Raw genomic sequence first — 15,059 nt, 5'->3', positions numbered from 1 at the left:
GTGTTTTCAGCCGGGGGGTCGTCGGGTGACGACGCGGGTCCACAGTAAACGAGCGATACGCTGCTGTTGGCGGGGTGGTTCGCTCACCCTTCATTCGACAGCAGGAGTGCTATGCGGCCGACCCGGTGGCGGCGATCAACCCATGTGGTGGTCAGCCTCGCGGTACTGCTGCTGGTCGCCGTCGTCGTCGCGGCCGCCGCGGTGCTCACCGGCCGCACCACCGGCGACGCCCAGGCCGCCAAGCCCGTGCCCGCCCCGGCCACCGCGAATCCGGCCGTCGTCCCTGTCGCCGCATCCGCACCGACACCGACCGACGCGGGTCTCGCCGCGGCGCTGGCACCGGCCCTGGCCGACCCGAACCTCGGCGATCTGGCCGGCCGCGTCACCGATGCCATGACCGGCGACCCGTTGTGGGACCAGCGCGCCGACGTCCCGATGCAACCCGCCTCGACCAACAAGGTGCTCACCGCGGCCGCGGCGCTGCTGACCCTGGACCGCGACGCCAAGCTGACCACCACCGTCGTGGCCGGCGACCAGAAGCGTGACCCCGGCCTGGTGGTCCTCAAGGGCGGCGGCGACCCGACCCTGTCCGCGGCGCCGCGCGGCACCGACACCTGGTACAAGGACGCCGCCCGCATCAGCGAACTCGCCGACCAGGTGCGGCGCAGCGGCGTCGAACCCACCGCGGTGGCCGTCGACACCAGCGCGTACTCCGGACCAGACATGGCGCCCGGGTGGGATCCGCTGGACATCCCCGGCGGCGACATCGCGCCGATGGTTCCGGTCATGCTCGACGCCGGGCGCACACAACCCGTCAGCGAAGAATCCCGCCGCTCGCTCACCCCGGCGGTCGACGCGGGACGCGCCCTGGCCACCGCGCTGCGCATCGACCCCGCCGAGGTGACGGTGTTGCCGGGGCCGTACCGGGGCGGGCGGCAGATCGCGGCCGTGCAGTCACCACCGCTGATGGAGCGGCTGCGGGTGATGATGAACGCCTCCGACAACGTGATGGCCGAGGCGATCGGCAGGGAAGTGGCCGCCCAGCTCGGCCGCCCCCAGAGCTTCGAAGAGGGGGCGAAAGCGGTGCTCGCACAACTGCGTACGGCCGGCGTCGACACCAGGGGCGCGCGGCTGCTCGACTCCAGCGGCCTGTCGGTCGACGACCGCTTGACCGCGCGGACTCTCGACGAGGTCGTCACCGCCGCCGCCGGTGACGAGCAGCCCGCGCTCCGCCCGCTGGTGGACCTGCTGCCGATCGCCGGGGGCAGCGGCACGTTGTCGAACCGCTACCTCGACACCGCCCCCGGCCGCGCCGCCGCCGGCTGGCTGCGCGCCAAGACCGGATCGCTGACCGGCACCAACTCACTGACGGGCATCGTCACCGACGCCCGCGGACGTGTGCTGACCTTCGCGCTCATGTCGAACAACGCCGGCCCGACCGGCCGTACGGCCCTGGACGCGCTGGCGGCCACGCTGCGCACCTGCGGGTGCGGCTCATGAGCGCCTCGGCGGACGATCTCACCGTCGGCCGCACCGTGGACTGGCGGTTCGCCGCCACCGTCGGCGCCAGACTGGCGCGACCCGGGCCGCCGGCCACCGACTACACCCGCAACCAGGCCATCGAGCAGCTCGCGACGGCGGCGCGGGAAGCCGAACTACCGGTGCGCGAGGTCACCGGGCTCAACGAAGGCAGCGCGGTCACCGAGGCACGCATCGTCGACCGCCCCGGGTGGATCCGCGCCGCCGCGCAGTCGATGCGGGTGATGACCGGCGGCACCGACCGGCCGAGCGGCTTCGTCACCGGACACGTGACCGGGGCGCAGACGGGCGCGGTGCTGGCGTTCGTGTCGTCGGGCATCCTCGGGCAATACGACCCGTTCGCCGACGGCGGCGGGCAGGGCGGGGAGCTACTGCTCGTGTGGCCGAATGTCATTGCGGTGGAGCGTCAGCTGAGGGTGTCGCCCGCAGACTTCCGGCTCTGGGTGTGTCTGCACGAGGTCACCCACCGGGTGCAGTTCCGCGCCAATCCCTGGCTCGCCGATCACATGTCGTCGGCGCTCGCGGTGCTGACCAAGGACGGCGGCGACGACGTCACCGAGGTGGCCGCGCGGCTGGCCGACTTCGTCCGCAATCGGGATGCGCACACCGACCCGAACTCGACGGGCGTGCTGGGGTTGATGCGCGCGGTGCAGGCCGAACCGCAGCGGCGCGCACTCGATCAACTGCTGGTACTCGGCACGTTGCTCGAAGGCCACGCCGACCATGTGATGGACGCGGTGGGTCCGGCCGTCGTGCCGTCGGTCGCGACCATCCGTGCCCGCTTCAACCAGCGGCGCCAGCGCAAACAGCCGCCGGTGCAGCGCATCATGCGGGCCCTGCTCGGCGTCGACGCCAAGATCAGCCAGTACACCCGCGGTAAGGCGTTCGTCGATCACGTGGTGTCCAGAGTCGGGATGGAGCGGTTCAACACCGTCTGGTCCGGGCCCGAAACCCTGCCGCTGCCAACCGAAGTCGACGAGCCGCAGCGATGGATCGACCGCGTGCTGTAGCTGCGCTGCGCGCGGAGGTGGCCGGGTTCGCCCGCCGCCACATGTCCGGGCAGCGACGGTGGTGTGTGGCGCTGTCCGGTGGAGCCGATTCACTGGCCCTGACCGCGGTGGCCGCCGGGATCCTGCCCACCACCGCGCTGATCGTCGACCACGGTCTGCAGCCGGGTTCGGCCGCTGTCGCCGAGACGGCCCGGGAACAGGCCGTGACGCTCGGCTGCGCCGACGCGCGGGTACTGACCGTCGCCGTCGGAACCGCGGGCGGTCCGGAAGCCGCCGCGCGCACCGCCCGCTACGACGCGCTGAGCGCGGCGCACGGGGACGCCCCGGTGCTGCTGGCCCACACCCTCGACGATCAGGCGGAGACGGTGCTGCTGGGGCTGGGCCGCGGTTCGGGGCCACGGTCGATCGCCGGCATGCGGGTGTGTGACCCGCCGTGGTTCCGCCCCCTGCTGGGGGTGCGGCGCGCAGCCACCGTCGCCGCCTGTGCCGAACTCGGGCTGCAGCCGTGGGTGGATCCGCACAACGCCGACCCCCGGTACACCCGCAGCCGGCTGCGCACCGAGGTGCTGCCGCTACTGGAGGACGTGCTCGCCGGTGGGGTGGCCGGGGCGCTGGCCCGGACCGCCGCCGCGCTGCAGGACGACAACGACACCCTCGACGCACAGGCCGACGCGGCGCTGGGCGACGTGACGACCGGTGTGGGCCTCGACACTGCACGGCTGGCGATGCTGCCCGCCGCCATCCGGCGCCGGGTGATCCGCGCCTGGCTGCTCGCCGGTGGCGCCCGCGGGCTGACCGACACCCAGATCCAGGGAGTCGACGCCCTGGTCAGCGCCTGGCGCGGACAGGGCGGGGTCGCGGTCGGCTCGGAGCTGACGCGTCAGCGCCTGATCGCCGGGCGCCGCGACGGGATCCTGACCCTGCGTCGTGAGCCGGTGTAGAACAGCCGCGTTGGTTCCGGCCCCAACGGCATGGCACGCTTGGGACGTGCCTGCGCATTCAGCCGACCTGTACGACGGCGACATCAAATCAGTGTTGCTTTCGGAGGAACGAATCCAGGCTCGGACGGCCGAGCTGGCTGCGCAGATCGCCGACACTTATCGCGACGCCGTCACCGAGCACGGGCAGGACCTGCTGCTGGTGACGGTGCTCAAGGGCGCCGTCATGTTCGTCACCGATCTGGCCCGCTCGATCCCGCTGCCCACGCAGCTCGAGTTCATGGCCGTCAGCTCGTATGGATCCTCGACCTCGTCGTCGGGGGTGGTACGCATCCTCAAAGACCTCGACCGCGACATCAACGACCGTGACGTGCTGATCGTCGAGGACATCGTCGACTCCGGCCTCACGCTGTCGTGGCTGCTGCGCAACCTGGCCACCCGGCAGCCGCGCTCGTTGCGGGTGTGCACGCTGCTGCGCAAACCCGACGCCGTACGCGCCGACGTCGACATCACCTATGTGGGTTTCGACATCCCCAACGAGTTCGTCGTCGGCTACGGCCTGGACTACGCCGAGCGCTACCGGGACCTGCCCTACATCGGCACCCTCGAGCCGAAGGTCTACAGCGACGGCTGACCGCCCTGCGGCGTCAGTCCAGCTCCCAGACCACCGTCACGCTGAACCCGACGGTCTGCTGGCCGGGTTCGAGCGGGACGGCCATCGCCACGTCAGCGCGCGGCATCGGGGTGGGCGGCGGTGCGCCGACCGACTCCGAGATCGAGATGACGTTGCCGAGGTCCAGACCGGACAGCTCGGCGTACTGCTCGGCGCGACCCTTGGCATCCTCGAACGCCCGGGCCCGCGCATCGCGGATCAACTGCGAATCGTCCTCGATCGAATAGTTGACCGAGTTGATGCGCGTGGCGTCACCGCCCGTGCTCACGATCAACGCAAGCGCCTGCGACGCCGCGCTCAGATCGCGGATCTTGACGTCGATCGAATTGCTCGCCCGGTAACCGATGATCGCGGTGCCGTCGGCGTCGAACTGGGGTTGGAGGCTGACCTGCGTGGTGCTGATGTCCTCGCGGGCGACGCCGGCGTCGACCACCGCGTCGATGACGGCCTGCTGGCGTTCACTGGACTGGTTCATCGCACCGGTCACGTCGGCGGCGATCGCCTCCATCGCGACGCTCGCGGTCAAGGTGTCCGGTGTGCCCTGAACCTGACCCGCTCCCACGACGGTGACCTGCCGAGTGTCCGCGGGTGCGCCGGCCGTGGGACCGGAGGTGGCGTCACACGCCGCGACGCCCATGACCGCCAGACCTGCCGCGGCGAGGACGGACAACCGGGTCTTTGCGCGTGCAGCGATCGGCATGCCAGGCACCCTACCGTCAGGGGGTGACCAAGATCTTGCATTGCTCGTCGGGTCGGGCTAGCGCATCGAACGCCTCACCCACACCGTCGAGGCCGACCTCCCCGGTGATCAGCGGCGCGACGTCGAGTGCCCCCTCGGCGATGGCGCGTAACGTCTCCGCGAACTCGCCTGCGTCGTAGGCGAAGACGAACTGGACGGTGAGTTCCTTGGGGGCGGCGTAGAACGGCACCAGCTCGTCCGGTTCCATGCACACCCCGGCGACCACCACGCGGGTGCGGGCGGGCGCGCGGCGCAGGATGTCGTTGAGGATGCCGGGCGCGCCGACCGCTTCGAACACCACCGCGGGCGTCGTACCGTCGAACGGTGACCGCTGGGCCGGGTCGACGGCCTCGTGTGCGCCCATGGTCTGTGCGAGCCGGCGCCGCGAAGCCGAGAAGTCCGCGGCGACAATGTGTTCCACACCTCGGAGGCGCAGCGCGGCGATGATCGCCATTCCGATCGGCCCGCAGCCCAGCACGAGGGCGGACTCCCCGCGGGTGATCGCGGACTTGTTCACCGCGTGCAGGCCCACCGCCATCGGCTCGGTCAGTGCGGCGCGCCGGGGATCCAACCCGTTCGGCACGGGCAGCAGCAGCGGCGCCGAGAGCAGCATGCGCTCGGCATATCCGCCGATGACGCTGTTGGAGTACACGATCGGGGCGACACCTGTCGTCGAGAGCAGGACCGGAATCGAGGTCACGACGGTTCCCGGCGGCGGCGCGTCGGTGTCCGGGCCGGCCTCGAGGACCTCGGCGGAGATCTCGTGGCCCATGAACACATCGGCCGACAGGTCGACGGGGTCGCCGAGTGCGGGCATCCCCTCCATCTGCGCTCCGGCCGCCAACGCGTCGGCGCCGTGTGCGGCGAAGTGCAGATCGGATCCGCAGATGCCGCACGCCTTCACTGCGACCAGTACCTGCCCCGGAGCCGGAACCGGTTCGGGCACATCGTCGCGCAGTACCATGCGTCCGTCGCGCAGTACCGCCGCGCGCACTACCGGGTATCCGTCTTCAACTCGTCGGTGTGCTCGGTGATCGCCTTGACGATCGCGTCGCCTGCCCGGCCGAGCAACTGGTCCCGCATACCCTTGGCCCAGTCGTGCGAGGCGCGCGGCGCGGTCAGCTGTCCCTTGAAGTGCGGCATCACCTTTCGCGCGAACAGGTCGTAGGAGTGGTAGGTGGCTTCCGGTGAGGCCCAGTCGTGGCCGAGTAGCAGCAGTGTCCCGAAGCCGCCGGACTTCTCCAGCAGATCCTCGATGTAGGCGATGGCGTCGTCCGGTGTGCTGATACAGCAGTTGCCCTGCGCGGCGTATTCGCTGACGAACTCGCGAGGGGAGCGTTCACCCTCGACGCTGTTGGACAGCGGCACGAACCCCGCGGCACCGAAGTAGTTCGCGAAATCGGCCAACCCGTAGGTGCAGTCGTCGATGGCCTGCTCGCGGGTGTCGGCGAGGTGCATGATCGACAGGACCCGCCAGTCGCCCCGGTCCGGTTCGGGACGGCCGGATTTGGCGGCCTGGTCGACGACGACCTGCCACGTCGACTCCAGTGCGGCGAACCCGCCGGGCACCGACATCGACAGTGACAGCAGCGATGTGCCCAGCGCACCGGCCAGTCGCGGCCCGGACGGGGATATCATTGCCGCGGTGGAGATCTCCGGATACGGCCAGGTGTAGGGCCGGATGTGCAGTTGCGCGTCGCGCAGCGTGAACCAGTCGGTCTCGCGGGTGATGCGTTCGTCCGGCTCCGCGCGGAACAGCGCGAGGATCGCCTCGAGCGACTCCTGCATCATCCGGCGCTGCTCGACCGGGTCGAGGCCCATCATGTAGGCGTCCGACGGCAGTGCGCCCGGACCGGTGCCGAACATGACCCGTCCCCGGGTCAGGTGGTCCAGCAGCACCCAGCGATCCGCCACCATCAGCGGATGGTGGTATGGCAGCGACACCACCCCGGTGCCGAGGCGGATGTGCCTGGTGCGCTCCGCGGCCGTGGCGATGAACACCTCGGGGCAGGAGATGAGTTCGTAACCGCCCGAGTGGTGCTCGCCGAACCACGCCTCGTCGAATCCGAGCCGATCCAGCCGCACCACGCGTTCCAGGTCGTATTCCAGTGCGACGGTAGGGGATTGGCCGACGGGATGGAACGGGGTGATGAACACGCCGAAGTCCAGCGGTTTGCGGGTCATACCAGCTCCAATCCGGACAGGTGCTCCAGCAGCAGGGCGTTGACCTCGTCGGGGCGTTCCTGCTGTAGCCAGTGGCCGGCGCCGTCGAGCAGCACCTCGCGGTACTCCCCGGTCACCAGATCGGTCACCCGGTGGCGCGGGGTGAAAGCGAGGACCGGGTCCGCGCTGCCCGCGATGAACAGCGTCGGCACGGTGATGGTGGCCGCCGGTGTGGTGGCGGTCAGTTCCCAGTTCCGGTCGAAGTTGCGGTACCAGTTCAGTCCGCCGGTGAAGCCGGTGCGGGTGAACACCTCGGCGTAGTGGTCGAACTCCTCCTGGGCCATCCACTCCGGCAGCGGCGGAAGCGGTTTGTCCACGAGTTCGGTGGCCGGGGCGGTGAACCCCTCCAGCGCCACCATGCGCTGCAGAGACTCCCGCGGGTTGTGGCCGAGGTCGGCGTCGGCGACCCCGGGCTCCTGGAAATACAGGATGTAGAAGAAGTGCTCACCGAAGGTCTTGCGCCACATCTGCGTCGGCGGGTTCTTGGCGCGCGGCACCGGCGGCACGCTGAGGTTCACAAGCGCCGCGATCCGGTCGGGATGCAGCAGCGCGAAGTTGGTGACCACCGGCGATCCCCAGTCGTGTCCGACCATCACCGCGCGTTGTGCGCCGACGTCGTCGAGCAGTCCGGCGAGGTCTCCGGCCAGCGCGACGATGTCGTAGTCGTTCACGGCCTCGGGGCGTGACGAGGCGCCGTAGCCACGCTGATCGGGCGCGATCACGTGGTAGCCGGCGTCGGCGAGGACTGGGATCTGATGGCGCCACGAGTACGCGAGCTCCGGGAAGCCGTGCGCGAGGACGACGACGGGCGCTCCGCGTTCACCGGCCTCCACGATGTGCAGGCGTACGCCGTTGGTGTCAACTGACCGTTCGGTCGGGGTGATCACCGTTTCACCCAAGCACACGGGCCGAGGCTGCGGAAGGGTGTGGACACGCCCGTGTCCACAACGCTGCGCGGCTGCGAACTCGCCGACTTCCACGTCGGGGTCGTCGATCGCCGACATTCGCGACCATGGGGTAGAAGTCGAGGGGCCAAGCCGTCGGACCGTGCCCATGGTTCCCGTCGGGAACAAGCAGACGTTGGTCTAGCGGTAGCCTGAACTATCCCAGCTGCACATATCGGAAGGACGCGGCCGGCAGCCACTGCGGGCCTAGGAGAAGATGAACCGGAAAAATGTGATCCGCACGCTGATCGTGATCGCGGTCGTGCTGTTGCTGGGTTGGTCGTTCTTTTACTTCAGTGACGACACCCGCGGGTACAAACCCGTCGACACCTCCGTGGCGATCGCGCAGATCAACGCCGACAACGTCAACAGCGCCCAGATCGACGACCGCGAACAGCAGCTGCGCCTCGAGCTGAAGAGTGGCAACGGCGACACCGAGGACAGCGACAAGATCCTCACCAAGTACCCGACCGGGTACGCGGTCACCCTGTTCGAGGCGTTGCAGAACAAGAACGCCAAGGTCAACACGGTCGTCAACCAGGGCAGTGTGCTGGGTTCGCTCCTGATCTACATGCTCCCGCTGCTCCTGCTCGTGGCGCTGTTCGTCTTCTTCTCGCGGATGCAGACCGGCGGCCGGATGGGCTTCGGCTTCGGCAAGTCGAAGGCCAAACAACTCAGCAAGGACATGCCCAAGACCACGTTCGCCGACGTCGCAGGTGCAGACGAAGCGGTCGAAGAGCTGTACGAGATCAAGGACTTCCTGCAGAACCCGAGTCGCTACCAGGCGCTGGGCGCGAAGATCCCCAAGGGCGTGCTGCTCTACGGTCCGCCCGGCACCGGCAAGACGCTGCTCGCCCGCGCCGTCGCCGGTGAGGCCGGGGTGCCGTTCTTCACCATCTCCGGTTCGGACTTCGTCGAGATGTTCGTCGGCGTCGGCGCCTCTCGCGTGCGCGACATGTTCGAGCAGGCCAAACAGAACAGCCCGAGCATCATCTTCGTCGACGAGATCGACGCCGTCGGCCGCCAGCGCGGCGCGGGTATGGGTGGCGGACACGATGAGCGCGAGCAGACGCTCAACCAGCTGCTCGTCGAGATGGACGGCTTCGGCGACCGCCAGGGCGTCATCCTCATCGCGGCCACCAACCGACCCGACATCCTCGACCCGGCGCTGCTGCGGCCGGGCCGGTTCGACCGTCAGATCCCCGTCACCAGCCCCGACCTCGCCGGCCGTCGCGCCGTGCTGAAGGTGCACTCGCAGGGCAAGCCGATGGCCGGCGACGCCGACCTCGACGGCCTGGCCAAGCGCACCGTCGGTATGTCCGGCGCAGACCTCGCCAACGTCATCAACGAGGCCGCGCTGCTCACCGCACGCGAGAACGGCACCGTCATCACAGGTCTGGCGCTCGAGGAAGCCGTCGACCGGGTGGTCGGCGGACCCCGCCGCAAGAGCCGCATCATCAGCGAGCACGAGAAGAAGATCACCGCCTACCACGAGGGCGGTCACACCCTGGCGGCCTGGGCGATGCCCGACATCGAGCCCATCTACAAGGTGACGATCCTCGCCCGCGGCCGCACCGGCGGCCACGCGGTCGCCGTTCCCGAGGACGACAAGGGCCTCATGACCCGGTCGGAGATGATCTCCCGGCTGGTGTTCGCCATGGGTGGCCGCGCCGCAGAGGAACTCGTGTTCCGCGAGCCCACCACCGGCGCGGTGTCCGACATCCAGCAGGCCACCAAGATCGCCAGGGCGATGGTCACCGAGTACGGCATGAGCAGCAAGCTGGGTGCCGTGCGGTACGGCACCGAGCACGGCGACCCGTTCCTCGGCCGCACCATGGGCACCTCGTCGGACTACAGCCACGAGGTCGCGCAGATCATCGACGACGAGGTCCGCAAGCTCATCGAGGCCGCCCACACCGAAGCGTGGGAGATCCTCACCGAGTACCGCGACATCCTCGACACCCTGGCCGGTGAACTCCTGGAGAAGGAGACCCTGCACCGCGTCGAGCTCCAAGCCATCTTCGGTGATGTGAAGAAGCGGCCGCGCCTGACGATGTTCGACGACTTCGGTGGCCGCGTGCCGTCGGACAAGCCGCCGATCAAGACCCCCGGCGAGCTGGCCATCGAACGCGGTGAGGAATGGCCGCAAGCCAAGCCGGAACCCGCGTTCAAGGCCGCGATCGCCGCGGCCAGCAAGGCCGCCGAGGAAGCCGCCCGCAAGAACGGGTCCAACGGATCCAACGGCAGCAACGGAGCGCCCAACGGTGCGACGCAGCCCGACTACGGTGCCCCCGCCGGCTGGCACGCTCCGGGCTGGCCGCCCCCGCAGGGTTCGGGCCAGCAGGGTCCGGGTCAGCAGGGCGGGTACTGGTATCCGCCGCCGCCGCCGAACCCGTCGGGCTGGCGCGAACCGCATCGGCAGCAGCCGTATCCGCCGTACCAGTCCTACCCGCAGCCCGGTCAGCAGCCTCAGGGTGGCAACCCCCCGCGCGAACCCCAGCAGGAGCAGGGGCGCGACGGCGACCGTCCAGGGGACCGTTCCAACCCGCCTGCGCAGAACTGACAATTTCACAAGGAGGCCTCGATGACGCGGTCGCACAACTCGGCCACGGTGAGCATCGCGGGGTTTGATCAGCAGCGCGCCGAGGCAGCGGTGCGCGAACTGCTGATCGCGGTCGGGGAGGATCCCGACCGGCATGGACTCATCGACACGCCGGCTCGGGTGGCGCGTGCGTACCAGGAGATGTTCGCGGGCCTCTACGTCAACCCCGACGACGTCCTCAACACCACTTTCGACGAGCAGCACGACGAAATGGTGCTGGTCAAGGACATCCCGATGTACTCCACATGTGAACACCACCTGGTGGCGTTCCACGGCGTCGCACACGTCGGATACATCCCGGGCGAGGACGGCCGGATCACCGGGCTCTCGAAGCTCGCCCGGGTGGTCGACCTGTACGCGAAGCGCCCGCAGGTGCAGGAGCGGCTCACCGGTCAGGTCGCCGATGCGCTGATGCGCAAGCTCGACCCCCGCGGGGTGATCGTGGTGGTCGAGGCCGAGCACCTCTGCATGGCGATGCGCGGCATCCGGAAACCCGGCGCAACCACCACCACCTCCGCGGTCCGCGGCCAGTTCAAGACAGACAAGGCTTCGCGGTCCGAGGCACTGGACCTGATCTTGCGGAAGTGAGCGCCGCCGGGGTGCAGGTGATGGGGGTCGTCAACGTCACCGACGACTCGTTCTCAGACGGAGGCTTGTTCCTCGATGCGGGCCACGCCGTCGCACACGGGATGGCGCTGGCCGCCGAGGGTGCGGCGATCATCGACGTCGGCGGCGAATCGACGCGGCCTGGTGCCAGCAGGGTCGATCCGGACGTCGAGACCGCTCGGGTCGTGCCGGTGGTCGAAGCGCTCGCGGCAGGCGGCATCACGGTGAGCATCGACACGATGCACGCCCGGGTGGCCGAGGCCGCTCTGGAACACGGCGCCGCGATCGTCAACGACGTGTCCGGCGGCCGCGCCGATCCGGACATGGCGCGGGTGGTCGCCGAAGCCGGGGTGCCGTGGATCCTGATGCACTGGCGTTCGGTCGACGCCGACGACCCGCACCGGGTGCCGTCCTACGGCGATGTGGTCAGCGAGGTGCGCGCGGAGCTGCTCACCAGTGTGGACGCCGCGGTCGCGGCGGGCGTGGAGCCACGGAACCTGATCATCGACCCGGGCCTCGGATTCGCCAAGACCGGACAACACAATTGGGCGCTGCTGCACGCGCTCCACGAGCTGGTGTCCACGGAGATACCGGTGCTGGTCGGAGCGTCCCGCAAACGGTTCCTCGGTGCCCTGCTCGCCGACGCCTACGGGGCGGTGCGCCCGCCCGACGGCCGGGAGACCGCGACGGCGGTCATCTCTGCGCTGGCCGCGATGCACGGAGCGTGGGGCGTGCGGGTGCACGACGTCCGTGCCACCGTGGACGCGCTGAGAGTGCTGGAGGCCTGGGAGGGCGGTGGGAGTGACTGACCGTATCGAACTGCGCGGGTTGAGCGTTCGCGGCAACCACGGAGTCTTCGACCACGAGCGTCGCGACGGCCAGGACTTCGTTATCGACCTGACGGTGTGGCTGGACCTGACCGCCGCGGCGGCCAGCGACGACCTCGCCGACACCGTCGACTACGGCGGTCTGGCACAACGGGCGCACGACATCGTGGCGGGCCCACCCCGGGATCTGATCGAGACCGTCGCGGCGGAGATCGCCGAGGACGTGATGAACGACGACCGCATCGAGGCCGTCGAGGTGGTCGTGCACAAACCACAAGCGCCGATCCCGTTGACCTTCTCCGACGTCGCAGTGGTGGCGCACAGGTCCCGCACGCGTGAGGAGCGCAGATGACGAGAGTCGTGCTGTCCATCGGCTCGAATGTGGGTGACCGCCTGGCACGGTTGCAATCCGTGGTCGACGGCCTCGGTGGCGCCGTACGCGCGGTGTCACCCGTCTACGAGACCGCGGCGTGGGGTGGTGTCGAACAGGGTCCGTTCCTCAACGCGGTGCTCATCGCCGATGATGCCGACCTGGACTGCCACGGCTGGCTGCGTTGCGGGCAGGCGTTGGAGCAGGCCGCCGACCGCATCCGCGGGCAGCGCTGGGGGCCCCGCACCCTCGACGTCGACATCATCACCTGCCACGACGGTGACGACGAGATACTCTCTGCGACAGCGGAACTCACGTTGCCGCATCCATACGCGCATCTACGGGCGTTCGTTCTGACGCCGTGGCTGGCGGCCGATCCGGACGCCACGCTGACGGTGGCGGGCACGAGGCGTCCGGTGTCGCTGTGGCTGGAGGAACTCGATCCCGCCGAGCGCGCGAGCGTCCGGCTGACCGACCTGGCCCTGCGCACGGAGATAGCGGCGGACTGATGGGCCCGACCCGTAAACGCGACCTCGCGGCCGCGGCGCTCCTGGCAGGCATCTTCGGATACGTCGCGGCGCTGCTGGCCTATCCGCAGATGTTCCCGCCGATCACGCTGTGGACCGGGTTGTCCCTGCTCGGCGTCGCCGTCGCGATCGCGGCGTGGGGCGTCAACGTGCGCACCAAGATCCGCGACGGTGAGATCGGTGACGGTCCGGGCCGCCTGCACCCTCTCGCAGTTGCCCGCTCGGTGGTGATCGCGAAAGCGTCGGCATGGGTGGGGGCCCCGGTGTTGGGCTGGTGGGCGGGAATCCTCGTACAGCTGCTGCCGCAGCGCGGTGCGTTGCGGGCGGCCGGTGAGGACACCGCCGGCGTGGTGGTAGCGGCGCTCAGCGCGCTTGCGCTCATGGTTGCCGGTCTGTGGCTTCAGCATTGCTGCAAGTCGCCGCCCGAGCCGCCCGAAGACCCCGACCCGGCGTCGGACTGAACGCTCTCCCGGGACGGCCTTCGAATCGCCGCGCGGGTCGACACGCTCGATGACCTGTGGCGGGTACAGTCGGCCCATGACTGTCCTGCCCCGCGGACCGCGCGCCCGGCGCGGCAATCGCAGGCCGGGCTGGATGCTGCTGACAGTGTTGCTGGTCCTGGCGATCCTGGCAAGTTCTGCGCTGGTGTTCACCAACCGGGTGGAGTTGCTCAAACTCGCCGTCATCCTGGCGTTGTGGGCTGCGGTGGCCGCCGCGTTCGTCTCGGTGATCTATCGCCGGCAAAGTGATCACGACCAGGCGAAGGCGCGCGATCTCAAGCTCGTCTACGACCTTCAGCTGGACCGGGAGATCTCGGCGCGCCGCGAATACGAGCTGACCGTCGAGTCACAGCTGCGCCGCGAGCTCGCCTCCGAACTGCAGGCCCAGGCCGCTGACGAGGTGTCCGCACTGCGTGCCGAGCTCGCCGCGCTGAGAACGAATCTCGAGATCCTGTTCGACACCGATCTGGCGCACAGGCCTGCCCTCGAGCACGACCGCACCACCGTGCGCGCCTACCGTGACTGGGCGCCCGACTCCGAGACCACCGGCCGCGTGAGCAGCAGCCGACTCGACGCGATGCTGCGTGAAGCCGATGTCGACCAGAGCGAGTCGCGCACCGAGGAAAGCCCGATCATCGACGTGCCCGCCGAACCGCAACCGCCTGAACCGGATTGGGTGCCACCGCCCGGGTTCGGCGGTGCGCACCGGCGTCCGTCGGAAGCTGAGCCGCCCGAAGACGAACGACGCGGCAGGCGACGTCGTGCGGAGGAGCCGGTTCCTCAGGAGGAGACCCCGGCCTGGGTGGCGCCCGCGCCGGCGCAGGGCCCACCCCCGGCTCCAGAACCAGAACCAGAACCGGAGCCAGAACCGGAGCCAGAACCGGAGCCAGAGCCAGAGCCAGAGCCAGAGCAGGCACCGGAATCGGAGGCGGACACCGAACCCGGGATGGCGGCGCAGCAGGCGCCGATTCCGTGGCAGCGTCCCGCACCCGCACCCGCACCCGCACCGAAACCGGCGCCCGCACCTGCACCGGCGCCCGAGCCCTTGCCACCGCAGACTCCATCTCAACCGCAGGAGCAGGAGCCGGCCCCGGTCGGAGGCTGGCGACCCGCACCCGCCGAGGGCCAGTGGATCCCGGCCGGAGCCCCTGGAAGCCACTGGACGACCCCGGTGGCAGAGGAGCAGTCATCGGATTACGTCGGACGTCGACGGGCCCAGGAACCGGCGATGACCACACCGCCGCCCCCCGAACCGCGCCGCGGTAAGCACTCGGCAGGCGCGGACGCCGTGGAACCTGCCCCGCCTCCGGCACCGGCCGCCGAGCCGGCCGCCCCGCCGGCACCCGAGCCGCAGCCGGGCCCCCCGGAGGAGTCCGCCGAAGAGGCGCACGCGCGGCGGCGCCGCAGCTTCGAGGACACCGGCGGGCAATCCGTCGCCGAACTGCTGGCCCGGCTGCAGGCCAACCCCACCACGGGCGGCGGTCGTCGGCGCCGCGAGCCGTGAGCTAATCTGCTAGCGGTCGTCCGGTACCTGCGCCGCAGGACCGGAACGTAACGAGAA

Annotated in this window: 15 protein-coding genes; 11 read left to right on the top strand and 4 right to left on the bottom strand. The window is 69.9% G+C overall.

Features of this window, described 5'->3' with window-relative positions:
• The first annotated feature begins 111 nt into the window (after positions 1 to 111).
• From dacB to hpt, 4 genes are read left to right on the top strand one after another with little or no spacing between them, the layout of a single operon-like run.
• Positions 112 to 1,500 (top strand): D-alanyl-D-alanine carboxypeptidase/D-alanyl-D-alanine endopeptidase, encoded by a 1,389-nt coding sequence (dacB, locus tag I7X18_RS24865; protein WP_193046645.1) that lies wholly within the window; start codon positions 112 to 114, stop codon positions 1,498 to 1,500.
• On the top strand, positions 1,497 to 2,549 hold the full coding sequence (locus I7X18_RS24860; RefSeq protein WP_193046644.1) for an Rv3626c family coenzyme F420 biosynthesis-associated protein: 1,053 nt from the start codon (positions 1,497 to 1,499) through the stop codon (positions 2,547 to 2,549). Before dacB ends, I7X18_RS24860 begins: the two co-directional genes overlap by 4 nt.
• Positions 2,528 to 3,490, top strand: coding sequence for a tRNA lysidine(34) synthetase TilS (gene tilS, locus I7X18_RS24855; RefSeq protein ID WP_193046643.1), 963 nt, complete (start codon positions 2,528 to 2,530; stop codon positions 3,488 to 3,490). The genes I7X18_RS24860 and tilS overlap by 22 nt, the downstream gene beginning before the upstream one ends.
• Positions 3,491 to 3,536: 46 nt before the next feature.
• The gene (gene hpt / locus I7X18_RS24850) at positions 3,537 to 4,121 is read left to right on the top strand and encodes a hypoxanthine phosphoribosyltransferase (protein ID WP_193046642.1); all 585 of its coding nucleotides are present in this window, start codon (positions 3,537 to 3,539) and stop codon (positions 4,119 to 4,121) included.
• Positions 4,122 to 4,134: 13 nt separating this feature from the next.
• On the opposite strand, the gene I7X18_RS24845 is transcribed toward hpt, so the two are convergent.
• The 4 genes from I7X18_RS24845 to I7X18_RS24830 are packed head-to-tail and all read right to left on the bottom strand — an operon-like array spanning position 4,135 to position 8,009.
• Positions 4,135 to 4,860 (bottom strand): SIMPL domain-containing protein, encoded by a 726-nt coding sequence (locus I7X18_RS24845; RefSeq protein ID WP_193046641.1) that lies wholly within the window; start codon positions 4,858 to 4,860, stop codon positions 4,135 to 4,137.
• A gap of 16 nt (positions 4,861 to 4,876) precedes the next feature.
• Positions 4,877 to 5,893 (bottom strand): zinc-binding dehydrogenase, encoded by a 1,017-nt coding sequence (locus tag I7X18_RS24840; RefSeq protein WP_193046640.1) that lies wholly within the window; start codon positions 5,891 to 5,893, stop codon positions 4,877 to 4,879.
• The gene (locus I7X18_RS24835; protein ID WP_193046639.1) at positions 5,893 to 7,083 is read right to left on the bottom strand and encodes an LLM class flavin-dependent oxidoreductase; all 1,191 of its coding nucleotides are present in this window, start codon (positions 7,081 to 7,083) and stop codon (positions 5,893 to 5,895) included. Before I7X18_RS24835 ends, I7X18_RS24840 begins: the two co-directional genes overlap by 1 nt.
• Complete coding sequence (locus I7X18_RS24830; RefSeq protein ID WP_193046638.1) at positions 7,080 to 8,009, bottom strand: alpha/beta fold hydrolase; 930 nt, start codon at positions 8,007 to 8,009, stop codon at positions 7,080 to 7,082. The genes I7X18_RS24835 and I7X18_RS24830 overlap by 4 nt, the downstream gene beginning before the upstream one ends.
• Positions 8,010 to 8,283: 274 nt before the next feature.
• Here I7X18_RS24830 and ftsH point away from each other — a divergent pair, with 274 nt between their 5' ends.
• The 7 genes from ftsH to I7X18_RS24795 all read left to right on the top strand — a co-directional run bounded on the left by ftsH (position 8,284) and on the right by I7X18_RS24795 (position 15,002).
• On the top strand, positions 8,284 to 10,629 hold the full coding sequence (gene ftsH, locus I7X18_RS24825) for an ATP-dependent zinc metalloprotease FtsH (protein ID WP_193046637.1): 2,346 nt from the start codon (positions 8,284 to 8,286) through the stop codon (positions 10,627 to 10,629).
• A 21-nt stretch (positions 10,630 to 10,650) separates the two neighbouring features.
• Positions 10,651 to 11,256 carry a GTP cyclohydrolase I FolE gene (gene folE, locus I7X18_RS24820; protein WP_193046636.1) on the top strand — a complete coding sequence of 202 codons (606 nt, stop codon included), beginning with the start codon at positions 10,651 to 10,653 and terminating at the stop codon, positions 11,254 to 11,256.
• Between the two features lie 20 nt (positions 11,257 to 11,276).
• On the top strand, positions 11,277 to 12,083 hold the full coding sequence (gene folP, locus I7X18_RS24815) for a dihydropteroate synthase (RefSeq protein ID WP_193046872.1): 807 nt from the start codon (positions 11,277 to 11,279) through the stop codon (positions 12,081 to 12,083).
• Positions 12,076 to 12,453, top strand: a complete 378-nt coding sequence (gene folB / locus I7X18_RS24810; protein WP_193046635.1) for a dihydroneopterin aldolase — start codon at positions 12,076 to 12,078, stop codon at positions 12,451 to 12,453. The genes folP and folB overlap by 8 nt, the downstream gene beginning before the upstream one ends.
• Positions 12,450 to 12,980 (top strand): 2-amino-4-hydroxy-6-hydroxymethyldihydropteridine diphosphokinase, encoded by a 531-nt coding sequence (folK, locus tag I7X18_RS24805; RefSeq protein WP_193046634.1) that lies wholly within the window; start codon positions 12,450 to 12,452, stop codon positions 12,978 to 12,980. Before folB ends, folK begins: the two co-directional genes overlap by 4 nt.
• Positions 12,980 to 13,459 (top strand): DUF3180 domain-containing protein, encoded by a 480-nt coding sequence (locus I7X18_RS24800; protein ID WP_193046633.1) that lies wholly within the window; start codon positions 12,980 to 12,982, stop codon positions 13,457 to 13,459. Before folK ends, I7X18_RS24800 begins: the two co-directional genes overlap by 1 nt.
• A 76-nt stretch (positions 13,460 to 13,535) precedes the next feature.
• Entirely contained in the window at positions 13,536 to 15,002 is a 1,467-nt protein-coding gene (locus tag I7X18_RS24795) for a DUF6779 domain-containing protein (protein ID WP_193046632.1), read from the top strand.
• Positions 15,003 to 15,059: the final 57 nt, after the last annotated feature.

The sequence above is a fragment of the Mycolicibacterium baixiangningiae genome, from assembly GCF_016313185.1.
Taxonomy (GTDB): domain Bacteria; phylum Actinomycetota; class Actinomycetes; order Mycobacteriales; family Mycobacteriaceae; genus Mycobacterium; species Mycobacterium baixiangningiae.
The sequence above is the reverse complement of the archived record's forward strand: the minus strand, read 5'-3'. Positions and strand labels throughout refer to the sequence as shown.